The sequence below is a fragment of the Pseudalkalibacillus sp. JSM 102089 genome (assembly GCF_041366475.1).
Lineage (GTDB): Bacteria > Bacillota > Bacilli > Bacillales > Guptibacillaceae > Guptibacillus > Guptibacillus hwajinpoensis_B.
Genome location: NZ_JBEWYW010000005.1, coordinates 244756 through 266034 on the forward strand (window position 1 = coordinate 244756; position 21279 = coordinate 266034).

At 39.0% G+C, this 21279-nt stretch carries 21 protein-coding genes and 2 other annotated features; of the genes, 19 read left to right on the top strand and 2 right to left on the bottom strand.

From position 1 onward, the window contains the following. Positions 1–6: 6 nt before the first annotated feature. From ABVF21_RS13700 to ABVF21_RS13785, 18 genes are all read left to right on the top strand, one after another. Entirely contained in the window at positions 7–723 is a 717-nt protein-coding gene (locus ABVF21_RS13700) for a response regulator transcription factor (RefSeq protein WP_371018367.1), read from the top strand. Beyond that, on the top strand, positions 723–2141 hold the full coding sequence (pnpS, locus tag ABVF21_RS13705) for a two-component system histidine kinase PnpS (RefSeq protein WP_303532137.1): 1419 nt from the start codon (positions 723–725) through the stop codon (positions 2139–2141). The genes ABVF21_RS13700 and pnpS overlap by 1 nt, the downstream gene beginning before the upstream one ends. Positions 2142–2466: 325 nt before the next feature. Next, the gene (gene polA / locus ABVF21_RS13710; RefSeq protein ID WP_371018368.1) at positions 2467–5094 is read left to right on the top strand and encodes a DNA polymerase I; all 2628 of its coding nucleotides are present in this window, start codon (positions 2467–2469) and stop codon (positions 5092–5094) included. Positions 5095–5114: 20 nt separating this feature from the next. Further along, complete coding sequence (mutM, locus tag ABVF21_RS13715) at positions 5115–5945, top strand: DNA-formamidopyrimidine glycosylase (protein ID WP_371018369.1); 831 nt, start codon at positions 5115–5117, stop codon at positions 5943–5945. 65 nt (positions 5946–6010) lie between these two features. After that, the gene (gene ytaF / locus ABVF21_RS13720) at positions 6011–6643 is read left to right on the top strand and encodes a sporulation membrane protein YtaF (protein ID WP_303532132.1); all 633 of its coding nucleotides are present in this window, start codon (positions 6011–6013) and stop codon (positions 6641–6643) included. 16 nt (positions 6644–6659) lie between these two features. After that, complete coding sequence (gene coaE / locus ABVF21_RS13725) at positions 6660–7253, top strand: dephospho-CoA kinase (RefSeq protein ID WP_303532130.1); 594 nt, start codon at positions 6660–6662, stop codon at positions 7251–7253. 170 nt (positions 7254–7423) lie between these two features. Next, a complete protein-coding gene (locus ABVF21_RS13730; protein WP_303532128.1) occupies positions 7424–8452 on the top strand; it encodes a glyceraldehyde-3-phosphate dehydrogenase in 1029 nt (342 codons plus the stop codon). Positions 8453–8939: 487 nt separating this feature from the next. Continuing rightward, on the top strand, positions 8940–9329 hold the full coding sequence (speD, locus tag ABVF21_RS13735) for an adenosylmethionine decarboxylase (protein WP_194219317.1): 390 nt from the start codon (positions 8940–8942) through the stop codon (positions 9327–9329). 152 nt (positions 9330–9481) lie between these two features. Then, the gene (locus ABVF21_RS13740; protein ID WP_303532125.1) at positions 9482–9871 is read left to right on the top strand and encodes a cytosolic protein; all 390 of its coding nucleotides are present in this window, start codon (positions 9482–9484) and stop codon (positions 9869–9871) included. Between the two features lie 73 nt (positions 9872–9944). Next, positions 9945–10403, top strand: coding sequence for a transcriptional regulator NrdR (gene nrdR, locus ABVF21_RS13745; protein WP_194219319.1), 459 nt, complete (start codon positions 9945–9947; stop codon positions 10401–10403). 73 nt (positions 10404–10476) lie between these two features. Continuing rightward, entirely contained in the window at positions 10477–11823 is a 1347-nt protein-coding gene (locus ABVF21_RS13750; RefSeq protein ID WP_303532338.1) for a replication initiation and membrane attachment family protein, read from the top strand. 15 nt (positions 11824–11838) lie between these two features. After that, positions 11839–12771, top strand: coding sequence for a primosomal protein DnaI (dnaI, locus tag ABVF21_RS13755; RefSeq protein WP_283153895.1), 933 nt, complete (start codon positions 11839–11841; stop codon positions 12769–12771). Positions 12772–12873: 102 nt separating this feature from the next. Further along, entirely contained in the window at positions 12874–13710 is an 837-nt protein-coding gene (locus ABVF21_RS13760) for a putative sporulation protein YtxC (RefSeq protein ID WP_283153896.1), read from the top strand. Between the two features lie 56 nt (positions 13711–13766). Next, positions 13767–13982 (top strand) — a binding site (T-box leader). Positions 13983–14024: 42 nt separating this feature from the next. Continuing rightward, entirely contained in the window at positions 14025–15962 is a 1938-nt protein-coding gene (gene thrS, locus ABVF21_RS13765; protein WP_283153897.1) for a threonine--tRNA ligase, read from the top strand. Positions 15963–16139: 177 nt separating this feature from the next. Next, positions 16140–16261 (top strand) — a sequence feature (ribosomal protein L20 leader region). Positions 16262–16350: 89 nt separating this feature from the next. Further along, positions 16351–16854 carry a translation initiation factor IF-3 gene (gene infC, locus ABVF21_RS13770; protein WP_283153898.1) on the top strand — a complete coding sequence of 168 codons (504 nt, stop codon included), beginning with the start codon at positions 16351–16353 and terminating at the stop codon, positions 16852–16854. A 22-nt stretch (positions 16855–16876) separates the two neighbouring features. Beyond that, a complete protein-coding gene (gene rpmI, locus ABVF21_RS13775; RefSeq protein WP_048312400.1) occupies positions 16877–17077 on the top strand; it encodes a 50S ribosomal protein L35 in 201 nt (66 codons plus the stop codon). Between the two features lie 45 nt (positions 17078–17122). After that, entirely contained in the window at positions 17123–17479 is a 357-nt protein-coding gene (rplT, locus tag ABVF21_RS13780; RefSeq protein ID WP_098444486.1) for a 50S ribosomal protein L20, read from the top strand. Positions 17480–17642: 163 nt separating this feature from the next. Then, positions 17643–17924: a DUF1294 domain-containing protein gene (locus tag ABVF21_RS13785; protein ID WP_283153899.1), complete on the top strand. Its 282-nt coding sequence runs from the start codon at positions 17643–17645 to the stop codon at positions 17922–17924. Positions 17925–17997: 73 nt separating this feature from the next. Here ABVF21_RS13785 and ABVF21_RS13790 read toward each other — a convergent pair whose 3' ends face one another. Then, complete coding sequence (locus ABVF21_RS13790) at positions 17998–19038, bottom strand: cytochrome d ubiquinol oxidase subunit II (RefSeq protein WP_371018370.1); 1041 nt, start codon at positions 19036–19038, stop codon at positions 17998–18000. 33 nt (positions 19039–19071) lie between these two features. Continuing rightward, positions 19072–20394 (bottom strand): cytochrome ubiquinol oxidase subunit I, encoded by a 1323-nt coding sequence (locus ABVF21_RS13795; RefSeq protein ID WP_371018371.1) that lies wholly within the window; start codon positions 20392–20394, stop codon positions 19072–19074. A 143-nt stretch (positions 20395–20537) separates the two neighbouring features. Here ABVF21_RS13795 and ABVF21_RS13800 point away from each other — a divergent pair, with 143 nt between their 5' ends. Then, positions 20538–21110: a TVP38/TMEM64 family protein gene (locus tag ABVF21_RS13800; protein ID WP_194219327.1), complete on the top strand. Its 573-nt coding sequence runs from the start codon at positions 20538–20540 to the stop codon at positions 21108–21110. Positions 21111–21279: the final 169 nt, after the last annotated feature.

Consider the following 21279-nt stretch of genomic DNA (forward strand, 5'->3'; position numbering starts at 1 on the left):
TTGACAATGGCTCAAAAAATACTAGTTGTTGATGATGAAATATCAATTTTAACATTGCTTCAATTTAATCTTGAACAGGCAGGATACGAAGTCGTCACTGCTGAAAACGGTGCTGAAGCATTAGAAGTCGTGGTTGAGGAAAAGCCGAATTGCATTATCCTTGATCTCATGCTACCTGAAATGGATGGATTAGAAGTATGTAAAGAATTGAGACAACGTCATATTCACACACCTGTGCTGATGTTAACTGCAAAGGATGATGAATTTGATAAAGTGCTTGGTCTTGAACTAGGTGCTGATGATTATATGACGAAGCCATTTAGTCCAAGGGAAGTAGTGGCCAGAATCAAAGCTATTCTCAGACGAGTGAAACAACTTGAGGAATCAAAGGCTGCTAGCCAAATGGAAGAATCCGAAAAAATCCAAGTTGGAGAATTGGAAGTATATCCCAATAATTATGAAGCATTCTTCCAAGAAGAGATTATGGAGGTAACCCCGAAAGAATTTGAGTTACTCGTTTATCTTTTACGTCATAAAGGACGTGTGCTTACCAGAGAGCAGCTGTTAAGCGCTGTATGGAATTATGATTTTGTAGGAGATACGAGAATTGTTGATGTGCATGTTAGTCACTTACGTGAAAAGATCGAACAGAATACGCGCAAACCTGAATATATTAAAACAATCAGGGGGCTTGGATATAAGTTAGAGGAGCCCTCAATTTAATGAAAAGATTTCGTTCACGCTTTCTTAATGCTCAATTTGTTATCCTCTTTATTGTATTTTCTATGATGATCGTTTTCCTTGGCAATTTATTTGAAGGAATTCTATTCGAGAGTGCTAGTCAGGAAACTCTAACGAATATGTGGCTGATATTGATTTTTTCTTTTGCAGCTGCTTTTTTTATCATTATATATTTTAGTCTTCGTATCTCCAATCAGTTAACGAAGCCCCTGGAGGGAGCATTAAAGGTTGCGAATGAACTAGCTTCGGGAAATTTCAAGGCAAGAACATATGAGTATAAACTAGACGAGACAGGACAACTAAGTCATGCTTTAAATATACTTGCTAGAAATTTGCAAACCATGACGACATCTTATGAAATTCAGCAAAATCGCTTAATGACACTTATTGAAAACATGGATAGCGGCTTAATTCTTATTGACTCAAAAGGTCATATTAATTTAGTGAACCGCTTTTATAAAGATACCTTTCAAATCCAAGTAAATGATTATATGGACTTGCTTTATTATGAGGCTATTCCTTATCGAGATATTATTCGTATTGTTGAGGAGACACTTCTTGTAGAACACACAGTGCGTAAGCAGGTTGAGTTAGAAGTGGGAATTGAAATAAGGCATTTTGATGTGTCTGGTGCACCAATTCTTGATCAGGACAATAAGCTGAAGGGTGTTGTCCTTGTTTTTCACGATATTACAGAACTGAAGAAGCTCGAACAAATGCGCAAAGACTTCGTAGCGAACGTTTCTCATGAATTGAAAACGCCGGTGACTTCGCTCAAAGGGTTTGCTGAAACATTATTAGATGGCGCTATGGAAAATAAAGCTTTTAGAACTCGTTTTCTTACCATTATTCTAAATGAAAGTGATCGACTTCAAAGTTTAATTCAGGATCTTCTCGATTTATCTAAAATGGAACAAAAGCATTTCTCATTAAACTGGCAAGTTGTGGACTTAGAAGAGGTTATTGATGACTGTTTGTTAATGACTCAAAGCAAAGCAGAAAAAAAGGGCATCGAAGTGAATGTCCAATATGAGGGGAATCTTCATATTAAAGGAGATACAAATCGTTTAAAACAAGTGTTTCTGAATTTAATTGCCAATAGCATTACGTATACACCGGAAGAAGGCAAAGTTACGATTTCTGTTAAAGAGTCAAATGACATTGTTGAGTTCATTATTTCGGATAACGGAATTGGGATTCGTAAAGAAGAACTTCCTAGAATATTTGAACGTTTCTATCGTGTGGACCGGGCTAGAAGTAGAAATTCAGGCGGAACGGGTCTTGGGCTTGCTATAGTGAAACACCTTGTTGAAGCCCATCATGGCCGTATTGATGTGAAGAGCGAACTTGGAGAGGGGACAACATTCGTGATTACACTTAACAAAGAGAGATATTTCTAAACTTTACGATTTCTTTACACTCTATTTATATGTCCTTTAAACTATTTCTGTAAAGTAACAATTGACCCCTTCATCATGACGAGAGCATATTTTTGAGACGAGTATAACTCGTCTCTTTTTTTTTGCTCATATTTTGGAATGCTTTCTATACAAAATCAAAACTTTATTGAAAATGTTAAGTCGTAATTTTCTTATGCTTTTTTTGTTTATTGGCGCTTGTTTTTCTTTCTTTTTGCCATCGTGGTAAAATGAAAGGAGCAGGCGTCGCTTTTTATAATTTTAGCGATAATAGAACGTCTATATGAATGAAACGGGAGGATTTCGATTGAAAAACAAATTAGTATTAATTGATGGAAATAGTATTGCTTATCGTGCATTTTTCGCATTGCCATTGCTAAACAATGATAAGGGTGTATATACGAATGCGGTGTTAGGTTTTACAACGATGTTGCTGAAGATTATTGAAAATGAATCACCAACTCATATGCTCGTAGCGTTTGATGCAGGAAAAACTACGTTCCGTCATAAGACATATACAGAATACAAAGGTGGTAGACAAAAGACTCCTTCTGAATTGAGTGAACAGTTTCCTGTCATTCGTGAGGTGCTAGATGCCTTTAATATTAAGAGATATGAAATTAAGAACTATGAAGCAGATGATATTATTGGAACGGTATCAACCATTGCGAGTAAGGAAGATTGGGAAGTTAAAATATACTCTGGTGATAAGGATCTTCTTCAGCTAGTTTCAGATAACGTTCATGTGGCTTTAACTCGTAAAGGGATTACAGATATTGATACATATGACCCTGCATTTCTTAATGAGAAATATGGACTTTCTCCAGAGCAAATTATCGATATGAAGGCGCTAATGGGTGATAACTCGGATAATATCCCTGGGGTCCCAGGGGTTGGAGAAAAAACGGCTCTTAAATTATTAAAGCAGTTTGGCACAGTTGATGCGGTTTATGAGTCGCTTGATAAAGTGTCGGGCAAAAAACTTAAGGAAAAACTTGAAGATAACCGTGATCAGGCCATGATGAGTAAGGAGCTCGTAACAATATTTAAGGAGACGCCTCTTGAGCTTGGAATAAATGATCTGTCATATAGCGGATATGAACATGATGCTGTCGTTTCATTATTTAATGAGCTCGGATTTAAGAACCTTCTTAATCGAATTGGTGGAGAGCAAAATGAAGAACAAGAAATAGATGAATTGTCTTTTGATTTGGTTAAAGAAATTGAAGAGCATCATTTAATCAGTCCATCTGCCATGATCGTGGAGGTAATGGAAGAAAATTATCACAATGCGGAAATACAAGGTATTTCTATTGTGAATGAAAATGGGAATTATTTCATACCAACCGAAGTCGCAATGTCTTCTAAGCTATTAAAAAACTTCCTTGAAGATCGATCTCAGAAGAAGTGGGTGTTTGATGCGAAGCGAGCAGTTGTTGCTTTAGGGTGGAAAGGGATTGCGCTAGAAGGTATTACGTTTGATTTAGTAATTGCTTCTTATTTACTGAATCCCTCTGAATCAACGCATGATATATCTGCTATTTCTCGTCGAGAAGGCTTTTCAATCGTTTCCTCTGATGAATCGGTTTATGGTAAAGGGGCAAAACGCAAACTTCCAGAACAAGACGAGCTTGCAGACCACCTTGTTCGAAAAGCTTTCGCTGTTTTCCAATTAAAAGAGACACTTGAAGAACAGTTAAAAAAGAATGAACAGTATGAGCTATTTCACGATCTTGAAATGCCGTTAACCCTTGTTCTTGGTGAAATGGAAACTAAAGGTGTATCCGTCGATACGAAATTCCTTGAGAAAATGGGTGCAGAGTTAAATGAGAAATTAAGCAAAATCGAAGCAAGGATTTTTGAACTTGCAGGTACAGAGTTTAACATCAATTCGCCTAAGCAACTCGGTGAGGTTCTATTTGATAAGCTGGAGCTTCCGGTGATTAAGAAAACAAAAACTGGATATTCAACTTCAGCTGATGTACTCGAAAAGCTTGAAAGTAAACACGATGTTATTCCAGAAATTCTTCTTTACCGTCAATTAGGGAAGTTGAATTCAACATATGTAGAAGGTTTACTAAAAGTCATCTATTCTGATACTGGGAAAATTCATACAAGGTTTAACCAGGCTCTCACGCAAACAGGTCGACTTAGCTCTACAGATCCTAACTTACAGAACATTCCGATTCGTTTAGAAGAAGGCCGTAAGATTAGAAAAGCTTTCATTCCATCTAATGAAAACTGGGTTATGTTTGCGGCAGACTACTCGCAAATTGAACTAAGAGTCCTTGCACACATCGCTCAGGATCAAAACTTAATCGAAGCTTTCCAACAGGATGAGGATATTCATACGAAAACAGCGATGAATGTGTTCAACGTTAACAAGGATGACGTTACGTCGAACATGAGAAGACACGCGAAAGCTGTTAATTTCGGAATTGTTTATGGTATTAGTGATTATGGTCTTTCTCAAAGTATTGACGTTTCGAGAAAGGAAGCTGGCGAATTCATCGATCGGTACTTAGAGAGTTTCCCAGGGGTGAAAAATTACATGGAAGATGTAGTTGTTAAGGCGAAAGAAGAGGGGTACGTATCAACAATGCTCCAGCGAAGAAGATATCTGCCTGAAATTAATTCAAGGAACTTTAATCAAAGAGGATTTGCTGAAAGAACGGCAATGAATACACCGATACAAGGAACGGCTGCTGATATTATTAAGCTTGCGATGGTTCAAATGGATACGCGATTAAAAGAAGAAAATCTAAAAACGCGTATGCTACTTCAAGTACACGATGAATTAATTTTTGAAGCACCAGAAGAAGAAATTGAAACGTTAAAACGGATCGTACCTGAAGTGATGGAATCTGCAATCAAACTGGATGTACCGCTGAAAGTTGATTATGAATATGGCTCCACCTGGTATGATGCGAAGTAGGCATCAAAGGAGAGGGAATAATGCCTGAATTACCAGAAGTAGAAACAGTTAAACGCACGCTCGAAGAATTAATTGTAGGGAAACGGATTACAAATGTATTAGTAAAATGGCCAAAAATCATCAAGAAACCTGATGATGTCGAAGAATTTAAAATGAAGGTGATTGGACAGACATTTAAGGGTGTAAGAAGAAGAGGGAAGTTTCTAAAGCTTATACTCGAGGATGATGTGATCGTTTCGCATCTTCGAATGGAAGGGAAATATAAGTTAACATCTATAGAAGAAGAGTTTGATCATCATACTCACGTATTCTTCACTTTTGATGATGGGACAGAACTTCGATACCATGATGTACGTAAATTTGGCACGATGCACTTGTTTCCGATTGGAATAGAAGAAAATGAGTTGCCGCTTGCTCAGCTAGGTTATGAACCATTTTCTGATCAGTTTACCCCAGAAGTTTTACAACAGGGGTTTAAAAAGACTTCTAGGAAAGTAAAAACGGTGTTATTAGATCAAACAATCGTTGTGGGATTAGGAAATATTTATGTGGATGAGGCATTGTTTAAAGCTGGTATTCATCCTGAGCGAGTGGCTTCAACGTTAAAAGAAAACGAAATTGAAGAGCTTCATGCTGAGATTGTGAATACGTTAAAAGAGGCTGTAAACAAAGGTGGAAGTACAATACGTTCCTATGTAAATAGTCAGGGGAAAGTTGGAACTTATCAGGACAGTCTATTTGTCTATGGTAGAGCAGGTCAAGAGTGTAAGAGGTGCAATGGAGAACTTTCCAAAATCGTAGTCGGTGGGCGCGGTACGACATTTTGTCCTGCCTGTCAGAGAAATGAGTGATTCGTAGCGTTGGATGGGCTGCTTTCATATACTATTTAAGATTTTAGTATGGAAGGAGCTCGCCTATGTACTGGGTTTCTCTTTGTTTCTTAGCACTTGCAGTAAGTGTAGATGGATTTGGGGTCGGCTTAACTTATGGCTTGCGAAGAATGAGGATTCCTTTTAAGTCAATTCTCATTATTTCAATCTTTTCGGCGGTCTCCATGTTGTTCGCTATGGGGTTTGGGTCACTTTTACAATTATGGATATCAGATATATTAGCCCAGCGTATTGGAGGCGGCATCCTTATTGCGCTTGGTGGCTGGGTGCTGTATCAAATGTTTCGTAACAATAAAGAAGCAGAAAAAACTGTTTCAGAGCGAATCCTTCTTCATTATGAAATTCGGTCGCTTGGAGTGGTCATCAGTATATTAAGAAAGCCGACAACAGCCGATTTTGATGACTCCGGTACGATTACAGGTATTGAAGCTATCATGCTCGGTGCAGCATTGTCGCTTGATGCCTTTGGAGCAGGGATTGGTGCGTCAATGGTTGGGTTTCCACCAATTGAAACTGCTCTTTTAATTGCATGTATGAGTTCGTTATTCCTGCTTTTAGGTCTTAAGTTTGGTAACTTCACTTCAAATATTAAATGGATGGATAAACTTTCTTTTTTACCAGGGTGTTTACTCATCATTCTGGGCTTTATGAGAATGTAGGAAAGGAGAAGATACGATGGATATAGGACTTACGGGTGGAATTGCTAGTGGAAAAAGTACTGTGGCAGAAATGATTCGTCAATATAACATACCAATAATTGATGCAGATGTGATGGCAAGAAAAGTAGTTGAACCTGGTGAGCCAGCTCTAGAAGAGATTTTTCGTTTGTTTGGAGAGGAAATGAAGGATGGTAATGGTGGGCTTGATCGGAAGAAGCTTGGCTCGGTTATCTTTAAGGACGATGACAAGCGTAAGCAATTAAATCGTGTTCTTCATCCTGCTATTCGAAAAGGAATGCTTGACGAAGCTGCAGCTTATAAAGAACAAGGAAACGCTCACGTGGTATTCGATATTCCGCTGTTATTTGAAAGTAAACTGACTCATATGGTAGATCAAACACTCCTTGTCTATGTTAATGCTGACGTTCAATTGAAACGATTAGTGGAGCGGGACGGTAGTACAGAAGAAGAGGCAACTGATCGCATACACTCTCAATTGCCTATCGAACAGAAGAAAAAGCTTGCTGACGAAGTGATTGATAATATGGGAACACGTGAAGAAACAGATAAGCAGCTTAGGAACATTCTAACTAAATGGAAAATCATTTAAAAAACACGCCTTTTCTGGCGTGTTTTTTGCATTTATTTAGACAATTGCTCAGATATATGACAATTTACAAAAATAGTGTAAATTAATCTTTTCAATTGCATATTATATGTTATACTAATTTTGTGATAAGGGAAATAAGTATAACACATATATGGCGGGAGGAACGCTAGATGAAATCAAGAGTAGCGATTAATGGCTTTGGAAGAATTGGGCGTATGGTATTTAGAAAGGCAATTATGGAAGATAGTTTAGAAGTTGTGGCAATTAACGCTAGCTATCCGCCGGAAACGCTCAGCCATTTAATTAAATATGATAGCATTCACGGTACATTTGATGGAGAAGTAGTCCCTGTTGAAAACGGGATAAAAATTAATGGTAAAAAAGTTGTTGTTATAAACAATCGTGATCCGAAAAGTCTTCCTTGGAAGGATATGGGGATCGATATTGTGATTGAAGCCACTGGTAAATTCCGTACAAGAGAAGAAGCAGCTTATCATATTGATGCGGGTGCTACGAAGGTAATCATAACAGCTCCTGGTAAAAATGAAGATCTTACAATTGTTATGGGGATAAATGAAAGCGAATACAAAAATGAGAAACATCACGTTCTTTCAAACGCTTCTTGTACAACCAACTGTCTTGCTCCTGTAGTACAGGTGCTTGATAAATCCTTTGGTGTTGTCTCGGGAATGATGACAACTGTGCATGCGTATACGAATGACCAAAAAAATATCGACAACCCACATAAAGATTTGAGAAGAGCTCGCGCTTGTGGTCAGTCAATCATACCGACTTCGACAGGAGCGGCAAAAGCAATTTCTAAAGTTCTACCACACCTGGAGGGGAAACTTAACGGTATGTCACTTCGTGTACCGACACCAAATGTCTCACTTGTAGATCTTGTAGTAGATCTAGAGAAGGATGTGACAATTGATCAGGTTAATGATGCTTTAAAGGCTGCTTCCGAGGGACCGCTTCGAGGAATTCTTGGCTACTCTGATGAACCTCTCGTTTCCATTGATTACAACGGAAATGATCATTCATCGATTGTCGATGGACTTTCTACAATGGTCGTTGAGAATAAGAAAGTAAAGGTTCTTGCCTGGTACGATAACGAATGGGGTTACTCATGCCGAGTTGTTGACATGGCGAAATATGTGGGAGAAAGAATACCCGAGAGATTGAAAGCAATCGTATAGAAAGAAGGAGAAGAAGCGGTATCTCACCGCTTCTTTTTTAAATGCTTGTGTTATTGATATCTCGATTTTGTTCGAATCAATGGGGGAACACAGCGCGTAAATACTACAAAAATCAACAAGGCTTGTTAATCTAGTCGGTGTGTAAAAAAGCGAAATGCACATCTTAGTTAACGGAGCAGTTAACGATAAACCAAATATATTTGAATGATTGATTCATACTACAGCTAATAGGATAAAATTAGTCATATGAGAGTTTGAGGAGCTTTAATGCTCTATAAAGACGAATTAACAAAAAGGTTCTCTAATTTATTCTTGCAAATCTATTTTAAAAGCCTTATACTATTTTTCGTGAACTTCTTTTATAGCAATTTGGCATTGAAAACTACTTAAAGGGTTAGGACCTCATCGGACTAACTTTCCCCCGTGGTGGATTTTCGATACCGCATGCTAATCAATGCATGAGTAAATTTAAAGGGGGAATTTTGCTATGGATACAATGGGTCGTCACGTCATTGCTGAACTATGGGGCTGTGACATTGAAAAATTAAACAACATGAAATTTATTGAAGAAACGTTTGTTGAAGCTGCTCTGAAGTCTGGTGCTGAGGTTCGTGAAGTTGCATTTCATAAATTCGCTCCACAAGGTGTTAGTGGTGTTGTTATTATTTCTGAATCACACTTAACGATTCACAGTTTTCCTGAACATGGTTATGCAAGTATTGATGTATATACTTGTGGTGATCTTGATCCCAACGTTGCGGCTAACTATATTGCTGATGCTCTAGGTGCAGATTCACGAGAAAACATTGAACTTCCTCGAGGCATGGGTCCTGTGAAACCTAAAGTTAGAGAAGAACAGTCAGCGTTTACTTCATAATAATACAATGATTGAAAAGGGTGCTCAGTGCACTCTTTTTTTATATTCACTAATACGGCATCTCGCTTTTCCTCACGGTCCTATTACTTTCAATGTGATTGATTTATCAGTCATTTATTGCTATTCTTAAAAAAAATAGAGGAGGACCTGGGGTGGGAATAAAAGAATTTTTTAGCAACCGTTCTGAAACTGGGGAGAGACATCCGAATGATGCACTTAAAACCCATTATTTTAAAGCGACAAAGGAACAGGCTTTTACAGAAGCAAAAGCCGTCCTTCAACAGCACTATAAAGGTGAAATCGTTACGAATTCTCCGGAGCGTGGAGAATTTGTTTTTCAAGTGAAAGGTCCTAAAAAGGCTCTTATTGTTGTAACAGTTGTCACGGTTCGTGCTTATAGAACTGCAGTCGATTTCTCTGTTTCAACAGAGACGCCTCTTCCGGTTGATTTTGGTTACAGTAAGAAAGTGATTGAAACCATTTATAATGATTTGAGAAAGAAACTTACGTTAATCGGAACAGGGATTTCTGAACAGTTTTAAGGGTAGGTGTGTCTTGACACATTTTATGCTAAAATAGTAGTAGAAATCTTGTTCGTTTAGTGGAGATGATCTTATGCGTTGTCCCAACTGCAATCACAATGGTACAAGGGTGCTTGATTCTCGGCCGGTTCACGAGGGCCGTTCGATTCGTAGGCGCCGTGAGTGTGAATCGTGTACGTATCGATTTACGACATTTGAAACAGTTGAAGAAATACCGCTTATAGTAGTGAAAAAAGAAGGAACTAGGGAAGAGTTTAGCAGGGATAAAATTCTTAGAGGTTTAATTAAAGCCTGTGAAAAAAGGCCTGTTCCACTTGAAACTCTAGAAACAATTGTTAATGAAATCGAACGTGATCTTCGTAATCAGGGAGCTTCCGAGATCAGTAGTGATGCTGTGGGAGAGCTTGTTATGGATCAGCTGGCAAAAGTTGATGAAGTTGCTTATGTTCGATTTGCTTCTGTCTATCGTCAGTTTAAAGATATTAATGTCTTTATCCGCGAATTAAAAGAATTAATTAACAGAGCAGAATAACAAAGGGGGAGCTTCGCGTAAGCTCTTTTTTTGTACGGTTTCAAAAATTATGAGGAATACAAAGGTGAAGCATATGCATTGGAAAGAACTTCTTCCTGTTGATACGCTTCAGATTGAAGCATCCGGAATTTTGCACGAGTATGATCGAAGAGTACTAACATTGTTATATCAACCTTTAATCGGGGCTCCGGCCTACAGTCTTTATATGACTCTCTGGAGTGCTCATGAGCAGCAGAATCATTTTGTTACAACAATGACTCATCATAATTTGCTACTTATGATGAGATGGGATTTGAAGAGAGTACTTGAAGAGAGACGTAAATTAGAAGGAATTGGCCTGTTGAAAACATATGTAAAAGACAGTGGAGATCCTAGACATTTTACTTATGAATTGCAAGCTCCTCTCACACCGGAACGCTTCTTCAATGATGGCGTACTGAATATTTATTTATTCAATCGATTAGGACGTAATCGATACAATGATCTAAAAAAGCATTTCACAGTGGAAAAGGCAGATCTAGCTGAGTATAGTGACGTGACTGCATCATTTAATGAAGTATACGATTCTCTTCACCCGTCTGAAATGACTGGTATGAGCGAAGTAGAAGAAGAAGTAACGATAGAGAAGCGTGATGAAAATAAAGGCCTTGTTTTTACTTCTTCACAATTCGACTTCGATATGATGAAGCAGCACATTTCTGATATGATTGTCACTGAGAAAATGTTTACAGAGTCTGTTAAGAAAACGATTGAGCGACTTGCTTTTGTGTATAAAATTGAACCATATGAAATGGGCCGGATTGTAGAACAAGCCGCAATTCACCATGACGAACTTTCTGATGATCTATTGCGAAAGGAAGTAAGCAGTTGGTTCGCGCTTGAAAATCGTGGCAAAGTGCCTGCTCTCCAATATAGAAGTCAGCCTGTTTCTTTACAAGAGTTTCATAAGAAAGAACCCGAGACAGAAGAAGAGAAAGCGGCGCAGAGATATGAACAGATGACGCCATATGATATTCTTCAGCGGGCAGCTGAAGGGGGAAAACCTTCTGAAGCAGATATGAAGCTTGTGGAGCGAATAATGGATGAACAAAAGCTGACTCCTGGTGTTATGAATGTTTTACTTGATTTCATTCTAGAAACTCAGGATAAGAAGCTATCGAAGAATTATGTAGAAAAGTTTGCGAGTCACTGGGCAAGGGCGAGGGTAAAGACAGTAAGAGAAGCGATGAACCTTGCCATTAAAGAGCTTCAACAACCGGCCAAGAAAAAGACAGGCTCTTCCAATCGTGGGAAACCTGCCGCTAGAAAGGACAAAGTCCCGGAATGGATTTCAGATCAAAAAGAACCGGATATGTCTCATGAGGAGCGATCTGAGAAACAGGATCAGCTTAAAAAGATGCTAAGTAAATATAAGAAATAAGCGGGGTGAACAAGAATGGAATCAATCCAGGAATCATTTAACAAGATGCCAGGCAATAAGAAATTCCAGCAACAGTACCAAGAGATGAAGAAGGCTATTATGGCCGATGAAGATATTCGTGCATTTATTGAAGAGCATGACGAGGTCGATGACAAAATAATTGATAGAAGTCTTGCAAGACTATATGAATATACAACACAAGCAAAGCGATGTGAAGGATGCCCTGGTCTCTCGAACTGCATTAATATGATGGAGGGGTACGAGCCTGAGCTATTTATTAATCGTTCGGTGATTGATATTCGCTACAATCGTTGTCCAACAAGAATTGAAGATGATAAGAATAAAAAGCGTAATCAGATGATTCAAAGCTACTATATTCCGAAAGAAATTCTTCAGGCTACCTTCGCGGATTTGGATGATGAAGATCCTGTTAGAATTGAAGCGATTGGGACAGCGATTCAATATGTAGAAGATTTCGTTCCTGGTGAAACCACTAAAGGGCTTTATATTCATGGAGGTTTTGGGGTAGGGAAAACGTTTATTCTCGGGGCTATTGCAAACCAGCTGGCGAAAGAAAAAGGGGTTCGTTCTCAGTTTATTTATACTCCGGATTTCTTCCGTCAAATGAAAAGCGCCATTCAAGATCAATCTATTGATGAAAAGCTTGATTATTTAAAAGAAACACCGCTCTTGATACTTGATGATATTGGAGCGGAAAATATCTCAAGTTGGGTACGAGATGACATTCTTGGAGCTTTATTACAATATCGTATGACTGAGGGCTTACCAACTCTGTATTCATCTAACCTGGACTATGCTTTGCTTGAAGATCATCTAGCTTATTCCCATAAAAGTGGAATTGAAGAAACAAAAGCTAAGCGGATTATGGAGCGAATTAAGCACTTTACCACGCCTGTATTTTTAGAGGGTAAAAATAGACGAGTTTAAAGTCTTCCATTACGGAAGGCTTTTTTTTGTGGTTCTATACATCATTTCGCATACTCTGCCATATAGATTCTAATGAGAAGGTAGTGGACAGGAGGGAATGCGTTGGTTACGATAACATTTACTGATATAGATGACTTCCTATTTGTATTCGATCAATTGAACAAGTTCATTAAAATCGGTGACTCAGTCATTGTAAATGAAGAAGAGTTAAGTCTTTCTGTTGCGATAGGCCCATATGATACAAAACTGTGTTATCAGATTTCTCAATGCATTGCTAACTGTGTGAGTACCTTTTATGAGAAGCGTTGGATGGAACAGCTATTAACTTCAACGTATTATTATCAAGATAAAGATGAAATTGGTGAAATTACATCCATTGCTCGAAGTATTGGAGATGGGGATAAAGAAGACTATCCAGGTGCTCATCGCTATGCTAATCGAAGGGACGTACTCCTTCAGTCAACATTATCGTGTATTGAACAGGGTGGAACCATTTTGTTTGATTCTTTTTTAAGGTTTCGAACGGGTCCTTATCGTGCTTTGCTAAATGAATTGATTGGAGAGGCGATTGACGAATATAAACTTGAACAAGAATATCAAAACTTCGTTGAAGGTTTAAGAATTCTTTTGCGATCCAGGCAATCTCTTCAGAAAAAAGTAGTTCTTGTTTATGATAAAACGTATCAATTGTTTGATATGAATGGGTCACTATTAACTGGTATAGAAGGGAAGTTGGAAGATCTTCCTGTTGGGCTAACCATAGATGAGATAGATTCTGAAATTCTATTTCCCCTTCTGCTGCTTGCTCCAGAAGAAGTTTGTATTTACACGGATGATTCCGATGAGGGGCTCGTTCAAACAATCCGAAATGTTTTTGAAGAAAGGTTAAGTTTTTTTCCGTATCGTATGTCTAAACTATTTTTTTCAGGCAATCCTTAAAATAGGCTTGATTTTCATATGTACACTACTTATAATACCTACATACACGCATATACGTAATTGTTACGATAAGGACATGAGATGTGTTGTTAGCTTTCAGAGAGGGAAGGATTGGTGCGAACTTCCTAGCGAGACGAGCATACTTACCACCTTTGAACTCTGCCCTGGAAATGGGGTGGCGTTTCTGCTACGTTACAGCAGTCTGAGCCGTATAGGTTATTATCTTATGCGGGAAGCAGGGTGGAACCACGAGATCAACACTCGTCCCTTTTGGGATGGGTGTTTTTTATATGCAAAAAAAGGAGTGAAGAAGCATGGCTGAAATGGTAAAAATAACGTTTCCTGACGGTTCTGTAAAGGAATTTAATAAAGGGACAACAACGGAAGAGATTGCAAGCTCAATCAGCCCGGGCCTAAAGAAAAAGGCTCTTGCAGGAAAAGTGAATGGTGTTCTTTTTGATTTGAGACGCGAAATTGAAGAGGATGCTTCTATTGAAATTGTAACCCCTGAAAGTGAAGACGGTCTTGAAGTGCTTCGTCATAGTACAGCGCACCTGATGGCACAGGCAATTAAGCGCCTTTATAGTGATGTGAAACTAGGAGTAGGCCCGGTTATTGATAGTGGTTTTTACTATGATATTGACTGCCCTGTATCCATTACGCCTGAGGACCTGCCTAAGATTGAGAAAGAAATGAAGAAAATCATTAATGAAAATCTTGAAGTGAAGCGCATCGTTGTAAGCCGCAGTGAAGCAGAGAAAATGTTTAAAGAGATTGGCGATGAGCTCAAATTAGAGCTATTAGAAGCTATTCCAGCTGACGAACAAGTGACAATTTATGAACAGGGTGAATTCTTTGACCTTTGCCGTGGACCACACGTTCCTTCTACTAGTAAGATTAAAGCCTTTAAATTACTTTCGATTGCAGGCGCTTATTGGCGTGGAGATAGCGAAAACCAGATGCTTCAACGCATTTATGGAACTGCTTTTCCAAAGCAATCTCAAGTTGAAGAATACCTTCATCTTTTAGAAGAAGCCAAAGAACGTGATCACCGCAAACTCGGTAAAGAACTTAAACTATTTACTATTTCCCAAGAAGTTGGACAGGGACTTCCGATTTGGTTGCCAAGAGGGGCGACTATTCGTCGGACGATTGAACGATATATTGTAGACCTTGAGGAACGTCTTGGTTATAACCATGTATATACACCTCATCTTGCAAATGTTGATCTATATAAAACGAGTGGTCACTGGGATCACTATCAGGATGATATGTACCCTCCGATGAAAATGGATGAAACAGAAGAACTGGTTCTTCGTCCAATGAATTGTCCGCATCATATGATGATTTATAAAAACGATCTAAAAAGCTATCGTAGTCTTCCGTACCGCGTTGCAGAGCTTGGAACAATGCATCGATATGAAATGTCTGGTGCGCTAGCAGGTCTTCAGCGCGTACGTTCGATGACGTTAAACGACGCTCACATCTTCTGTCGTCCTGATCAAATCAAGCAAGAATTTATCGAAGTTGTCGAGCTTATCCAGGAAGTTTATAAAGACTTTAACATCAGTGACTACTCATTCCGTCTTTCTTATCGCGACCCAGCAGATAAGAAAAAGTATATCGACAATGATGAAATGTGGGAAAAAGCACAAAGAATGCTTAAAGAAGCAATGGATGACCTAAACGTCGAATATGTGGAAGCTGAAGGCGAAGCGGCATTTTATGGTCCGAAATTGGATGTTCAGGTGAAAACAGCTCTAGGTAAAGAGGAAACTCTTTCGACTGTTCAACTTGACTTCCTACTTCCAGAGCGATTTGATCTATCTTATATTGGTGAAGATGGCAACCACCATCGTCCAGTTGTTATTCATCGCGGCGTTGTTTCTACAATGGAACGCTTCGTAGCATTCTTAATTGAAGAATACAAAGGAGCATTTCCAACTTGGCTTTCACCTATCCAGGCGGAGATTATTCCGGTATCAGAAGTTCACTTAGAATATGCGAAGAGCGTTCAGAAAAAACTTCAGCGTGCAGGAATTCGTGTCGAGGTTGACGAACGCAATGAAAAGATTGGTTACAAAATCCGGGAAGCTCAAATGCAGAAAATTCCTTACATGCTCGTAGTAGGTGATAAAGAGGTGGAAGGTGAAGCGGTTAACGTACGCCGCTACAGCCAGCAGGATTCTGAGACTGTTTCATTGAATGATTTCACAGCTAGAATCGAAGAAGAAATTAAACTGAAGAAGTAATGTAAGACCGGCATAATTGCCGGTCTTTTATTAATATAGAAAAGAAATTTACAAAAAACACTTGTCACAAAGGGAAAGATTCGTTATGATAATCAAGTGCACTTCGAACGAATCTTATCACCTTGACATACATTTGGTCAGCATGGTATACTGTCTTAGGTAATTAAATATCGGAAACAAAGCAAGCAGAAGCGCCCGCTTCTCACCTGATTGACGCCGTAACTGGTAGTTTGCAGGTACACTGTTCTTATAATTGTGTAATGTGTGGGTGCCGTATGCGCCGACGCTTTTTTTATGCTTTGAACCGGATATAAACCATTTAATGACATCATGTTAGATGATCATCATCGAACAATAACCATGGAGGTGGCTGATTATTAGTAGAGATATGAACGTCAATGAGGGCATTCGTGCTCGGGAAGTACGTCTAGTTGGTGCAGACGGAAACCAAATTGGTGTGAAATCCAAATCTGAGGCATTAGATATGGCTCGTAATGCAAATCTTGATCTTGTAATGGTTGCTCCAAACGCGAAACCTCCTGTTTGTCGCATTATGGACTACGGAAAGTTCCGCTATGAGCAGCAGAAGAAAGAGAAAGAAGCGCGTAAGAAACAAAAGATCATTACCGTTAAAGAAGTTCGCTTGAGCCCGAACATTGAAGAACACGACTTCAATACGAAGCTTCGTAATGCACGTAAGTTTCTTGAAAAAGGCGACAAAGTGAAAGCATCGATCCGTTTCCGCGGACGTATGATTACACACTCTGATATCGGTAAAAAGGTGCTTGAGCACCTAGCAGAAGATTGCAAAGATATTGCAACTGTTGAGTCCAAACCAAAAATGGAAGGACGCAGCATGTTCCTAATCTTGGCACCTATCGCAGAAAAGTAATTCTTGAAGGAGGAACTCACTCATGCCAAAAATGAAATCTCACCGTGGAGCTTCAAAACGGTTTAAGAAAACTGGATCAGGTAAACTTAAGCGCAGCCGTGCTTACACTAGCCATATGTTCGGTAACAAGTCTCAAAAGCAGAAGCGTAAGCTTCGTAAAGCTTCTCTTGTTTCCGCAGGTGACTTCAAGCGCATTAAGACTTTAATCTACAATAAGAAGTAATCGGTTATTATATTATTTAGACACAGAAATTAGGAGGGGTTTAGTATGCCAAGAGTAAAAGGTGGCTACGTAACACGTCGTAGACGTAAAAGAACGTTAAAACTCGCAAAAGGATATTACGGATCTAAGTCTTTGCTTTTCAAAGTTGCTAATCAGCAAGTTATGAAATCAAACATGTACGCTTACCGTGACCGTCGTCAGAAAAAACGCGACTTCCGTAAGCTTTGGATCACTCGTATCAACGCGGCAGCTCGTTTGAACGGTCTTTCTTACAGCCGTTTGATGTTTGGTCTTAAAACAGCTGGTATCGACATCAACCGTAAAATGCTTGCAGAACTAGCGGTAAATGACGAAAAAGCATTTGCTGAACTAGCTTCAAAAGCAAAAGAAAACTTGAAATAAGTTCTTTAAAACCATCCTCACATGTTGAGGATGGTTTTTTTGTAAGCTATGTTACTTATATCATTGTTTCTCAATTTTGTCTCACAAAGCGTAATTGAGTCAAAATCAACAGCGCTCATTAACATAGCCTTTTTGAAAAAGGTTTTAATAGAGGAGAGAGTAAGTGTTGGATGGTTTAATTGTATTAGGAATATATTTGGCGATTATCAATAGTTGGAGTTTCATAGCTATGGGGGTCGATAAGCGTAGAGCGCAAAATCGAAAGCGAAGAATTCCCGAAAAGACGCTATGGTTTTTATTTTTCTTTGGAGGAAGCTTCGGAGGTTTAACTGGAATGAAGAATTTTAGGCATAAAACCAAACACAAGCAATTTGTGTATGGCATCCCCGCTCTATTAGCTCTTCATCTCGTGCTCCTTGTTATCTATGCATACATCTATATGTAGAAAAAACGCCGAATGGGCGTTTTTTTTATTTAGAGTATTGTTCTTTTTATTCATAAGACGAACTTGTTTTCAATTAGGATTCATTTTGCTTAAGGTACCTTTTGTCTTTCAAAAATAGGCGCCAGAAGTAGATGAATCCTGGGGTTAAAATAAAGAAGGCTACAATGTAGGTGACGATTAATGCTCTAAATGTAGCGGGGTCTGTGAATCCAGTTTCAATCGTTACATTTGGGTATACGATATAAGGTAAATGAGCTGAACCATAAGCATAACTAGCAAGTAAATATTGTGTAACGATACTTACCATCGCAAGCCTCGGAATACCGACACCTGTTTTTCTAGGAATAAAGAGAGCGAGATATCCGATTGCAAAGGTTGTGATAGAACCAATTAACCACGGTACGTAGTCCATTAAATTGTCATAAAGCCATGGAGCTTCCGTTCGAATAGTGAGAACGAGTAAACCCGCCATCGCTAGTGAGATTGGACCGACAAGAATAGCATCCCTTCTGTAAGTTTGATAAGCTTCTTCATCTCCTGATACGTTAGAGTAATCAGAAAGCAGCAGAGAAGATAGAAAGAGCGTGCTTGAGATGGCGAAGGCCATGAAAGCATAAACACTTGGACTTGTAAATAATTCAACCAATAAAAGACGTTCTATCCCGTTTGATGTTTGGATAAATCCGCCATGCGTAATAGGTAACACGCAAATCAAAAGAGCTGGAATAAGAAAACCAGTTATTCCTGATATCAAGGTTAAGAGGCGTTTGTAATTTGAAGAAGCAGAATGAGAAAATACAAGAAACGCACTCCTAAGGGCAAGTAATAGTATAATCAAACTCCCTGGAATGAGAAGGACAGTACCGAGGGTAAATGTTGCTCCAGGGAAAAAGCTGAAAAGAGCTACGACGATGGCAACGATAAATACATTTGTTACTTCCCAAGATGGAGATAAATAACGATTTGCAATATTTGTCGCTTTCGTGTTGTTTTTATTTAAATAGATCATGGACCAAAAACCAGCACCGAAATCGATTGTGGCCATAACCGCATAAATAAAAACAAGACCCCATATTAATGTGATAGCGTAAAATGCTTCTGACATGTGGTTCACCTCTTATTCTTTTTGAACGGTATAGGCAGGTGCCTACTGATCGAGTTCCTCGCTAATCGGGTTACGATTGAAATAGTAGCGAAGGACGAGGACTGTTGAGATCATTAAAATGATATACACAATGAGAAAGAGAACAAAGAGCAGGCCGATATTTCCTGAAGTCGTGACTGCTTCTTCCGTTTTCATAACGTGATAGATAATCCAGGGCTGTCTGCCGGTACAGGCGAATATCCATCCGAATTCAATTGCTGTAATGGCGAGCGGACCTGCAGCAATAAATGCCCACATAAGCCAGCGTGGAAATTCTTTTCGTTTAAGGATTTTGTACCAAGTAAATCCAACAATAGACAATAGCATGAGTAGGGAACCAATCCCGACCATTGAATTGAACAAGGTATGAACAAATAGTGGTGGCCACTCTTCTTCAGGCCATTCTTCAAGACCGAGTACTTCCGTATCAAATGAGTCATCGGATAGAAAACTGAGTGCCCACGGAACTTCAATTGCCCACTTTACCTCACGTTCTTCTTTATCGGTATAGCCGCCAATGGCAAGTGGTGCATAAGTTTGTGTTTCAAACAAACCTTCCGCCGCCGCGAGTTTCTCAGGTTGATATTGATACAGTTGTTGAGCAGATTCATGTCCATTTAAGGCAGTTAAAATTGAAAAAACCCCACCTATAACGAGCCCCATCATTAAAGCTTTATGATGAAATTTATATTCTCTCGTATTACCTCGTTGACGAATCATTTTATATGCCGCAATGGATGCGATAACAAATGCTCCTGTCATTAAAGCGGAAACAGTTACGTGTCCAGCTGTAACTAGAAAGGAAGGATTGAAGAACGCCTCCCATGGATCAACGTTAACGAATTTTCCGTCTACTATCTCAAATCCAGCTGGTGTACCTTCAAAAGCGTGGACATTTGTAATTAAGATAGCTGATGCGCTCGCACCGAATGCAACAAGCGTTACGCTCACAATTCGCATGATTGGAGAAAGGCGATCTGCAGCATAAACATAGATTGACATAAAGAGAGCTTCTAGGAAGAAAGCATAAATTTCAATTTGAAAGGGCAATGCAATCACTCGTCCAACGACTTCCATAAATCCTGGCCATAAGATAGAAAGCTGTACACCTGCAATGGTTCCTGTAGGAATCGCCACCCCTAGTAAAACAGCGAACCCTTTCGTCCATCGATTGGCCATTATCGCATAATCTCTATCTTTTGTTTTTTGATACATAAGCTCAGCTACAAGAACCATTAAAGGTAAGCCTACACCGAGTGTTGCATAAATAATATGTACGCCCATTGTCATTCCAAATAATGAACGAGCAATAACGAGTTCATCCATAATTTATCCCCTCCAATTACCGAACTGATTAAATCCCCTCTTATTGTCCACGTATTTCCAAATAATATTCTAATCGAGAACCTTCGCTTTTTGACATAACAGCTCGTCTCTTGTCATAAAGGTTAAAGGAAGGGGGGAACATCATGAATGAGCTCGTCCTACCGCTTGTGGAGGTTGTATCAAATAGCGGAATTTACGCCCCATTCTATTTCATTATTTTTCATTTTATTCGTCAGTTTGTATTTGTTCCAGTTAGTGTTGTTTGTGTTGCTGGTGGAGTGATGTTTGGCGCAATATATGGCACGATTTACTCATTGATTGGAATTACTGTTGTAAGTACGGTTTTTTATTTAGTTGTTAAGCGGACGCCGGGTTTGTTTAAGAAAATTATTCGAATGAAAGAACGATGGACACGTAAACATATGCCAATGTCAGTTGGGCAAATCGCCATCCTTCGATTAGTACCTTTCGTTCATTTTCATTTCATTTCCCTTTGTTTAATTGAGGTATCTAAAGACTTTAGAGATTATTTGCGGTCATCCCTCATTTCAAATGTACCTCTCGCTTTGTTGTATTCTTTCTTTGGTACGGCGATTAGTAGGTTCGATCCGGTCGTCATCGTACTCATGTTGTGTGGACTTGTCATCCTTTTCTATTTACTAAGAAGAAGAGAGTGGATTATGAAGTGGGAGGATTTCTTTCAGCCTGTGAGATAAAAAACTTTTATATTTGATCGTAACAAACAACCCCCCTCCAGATTGATATGATCCCCTCATAGTAGACAGAAAAAAGAAAGCGCACTAAGCTGTCTATTATGGAGGGGATTTTTCTATGGGTAAAATTAATAAAACATATGATATTCAATTCAAGAAAAAAGCTGTAGAT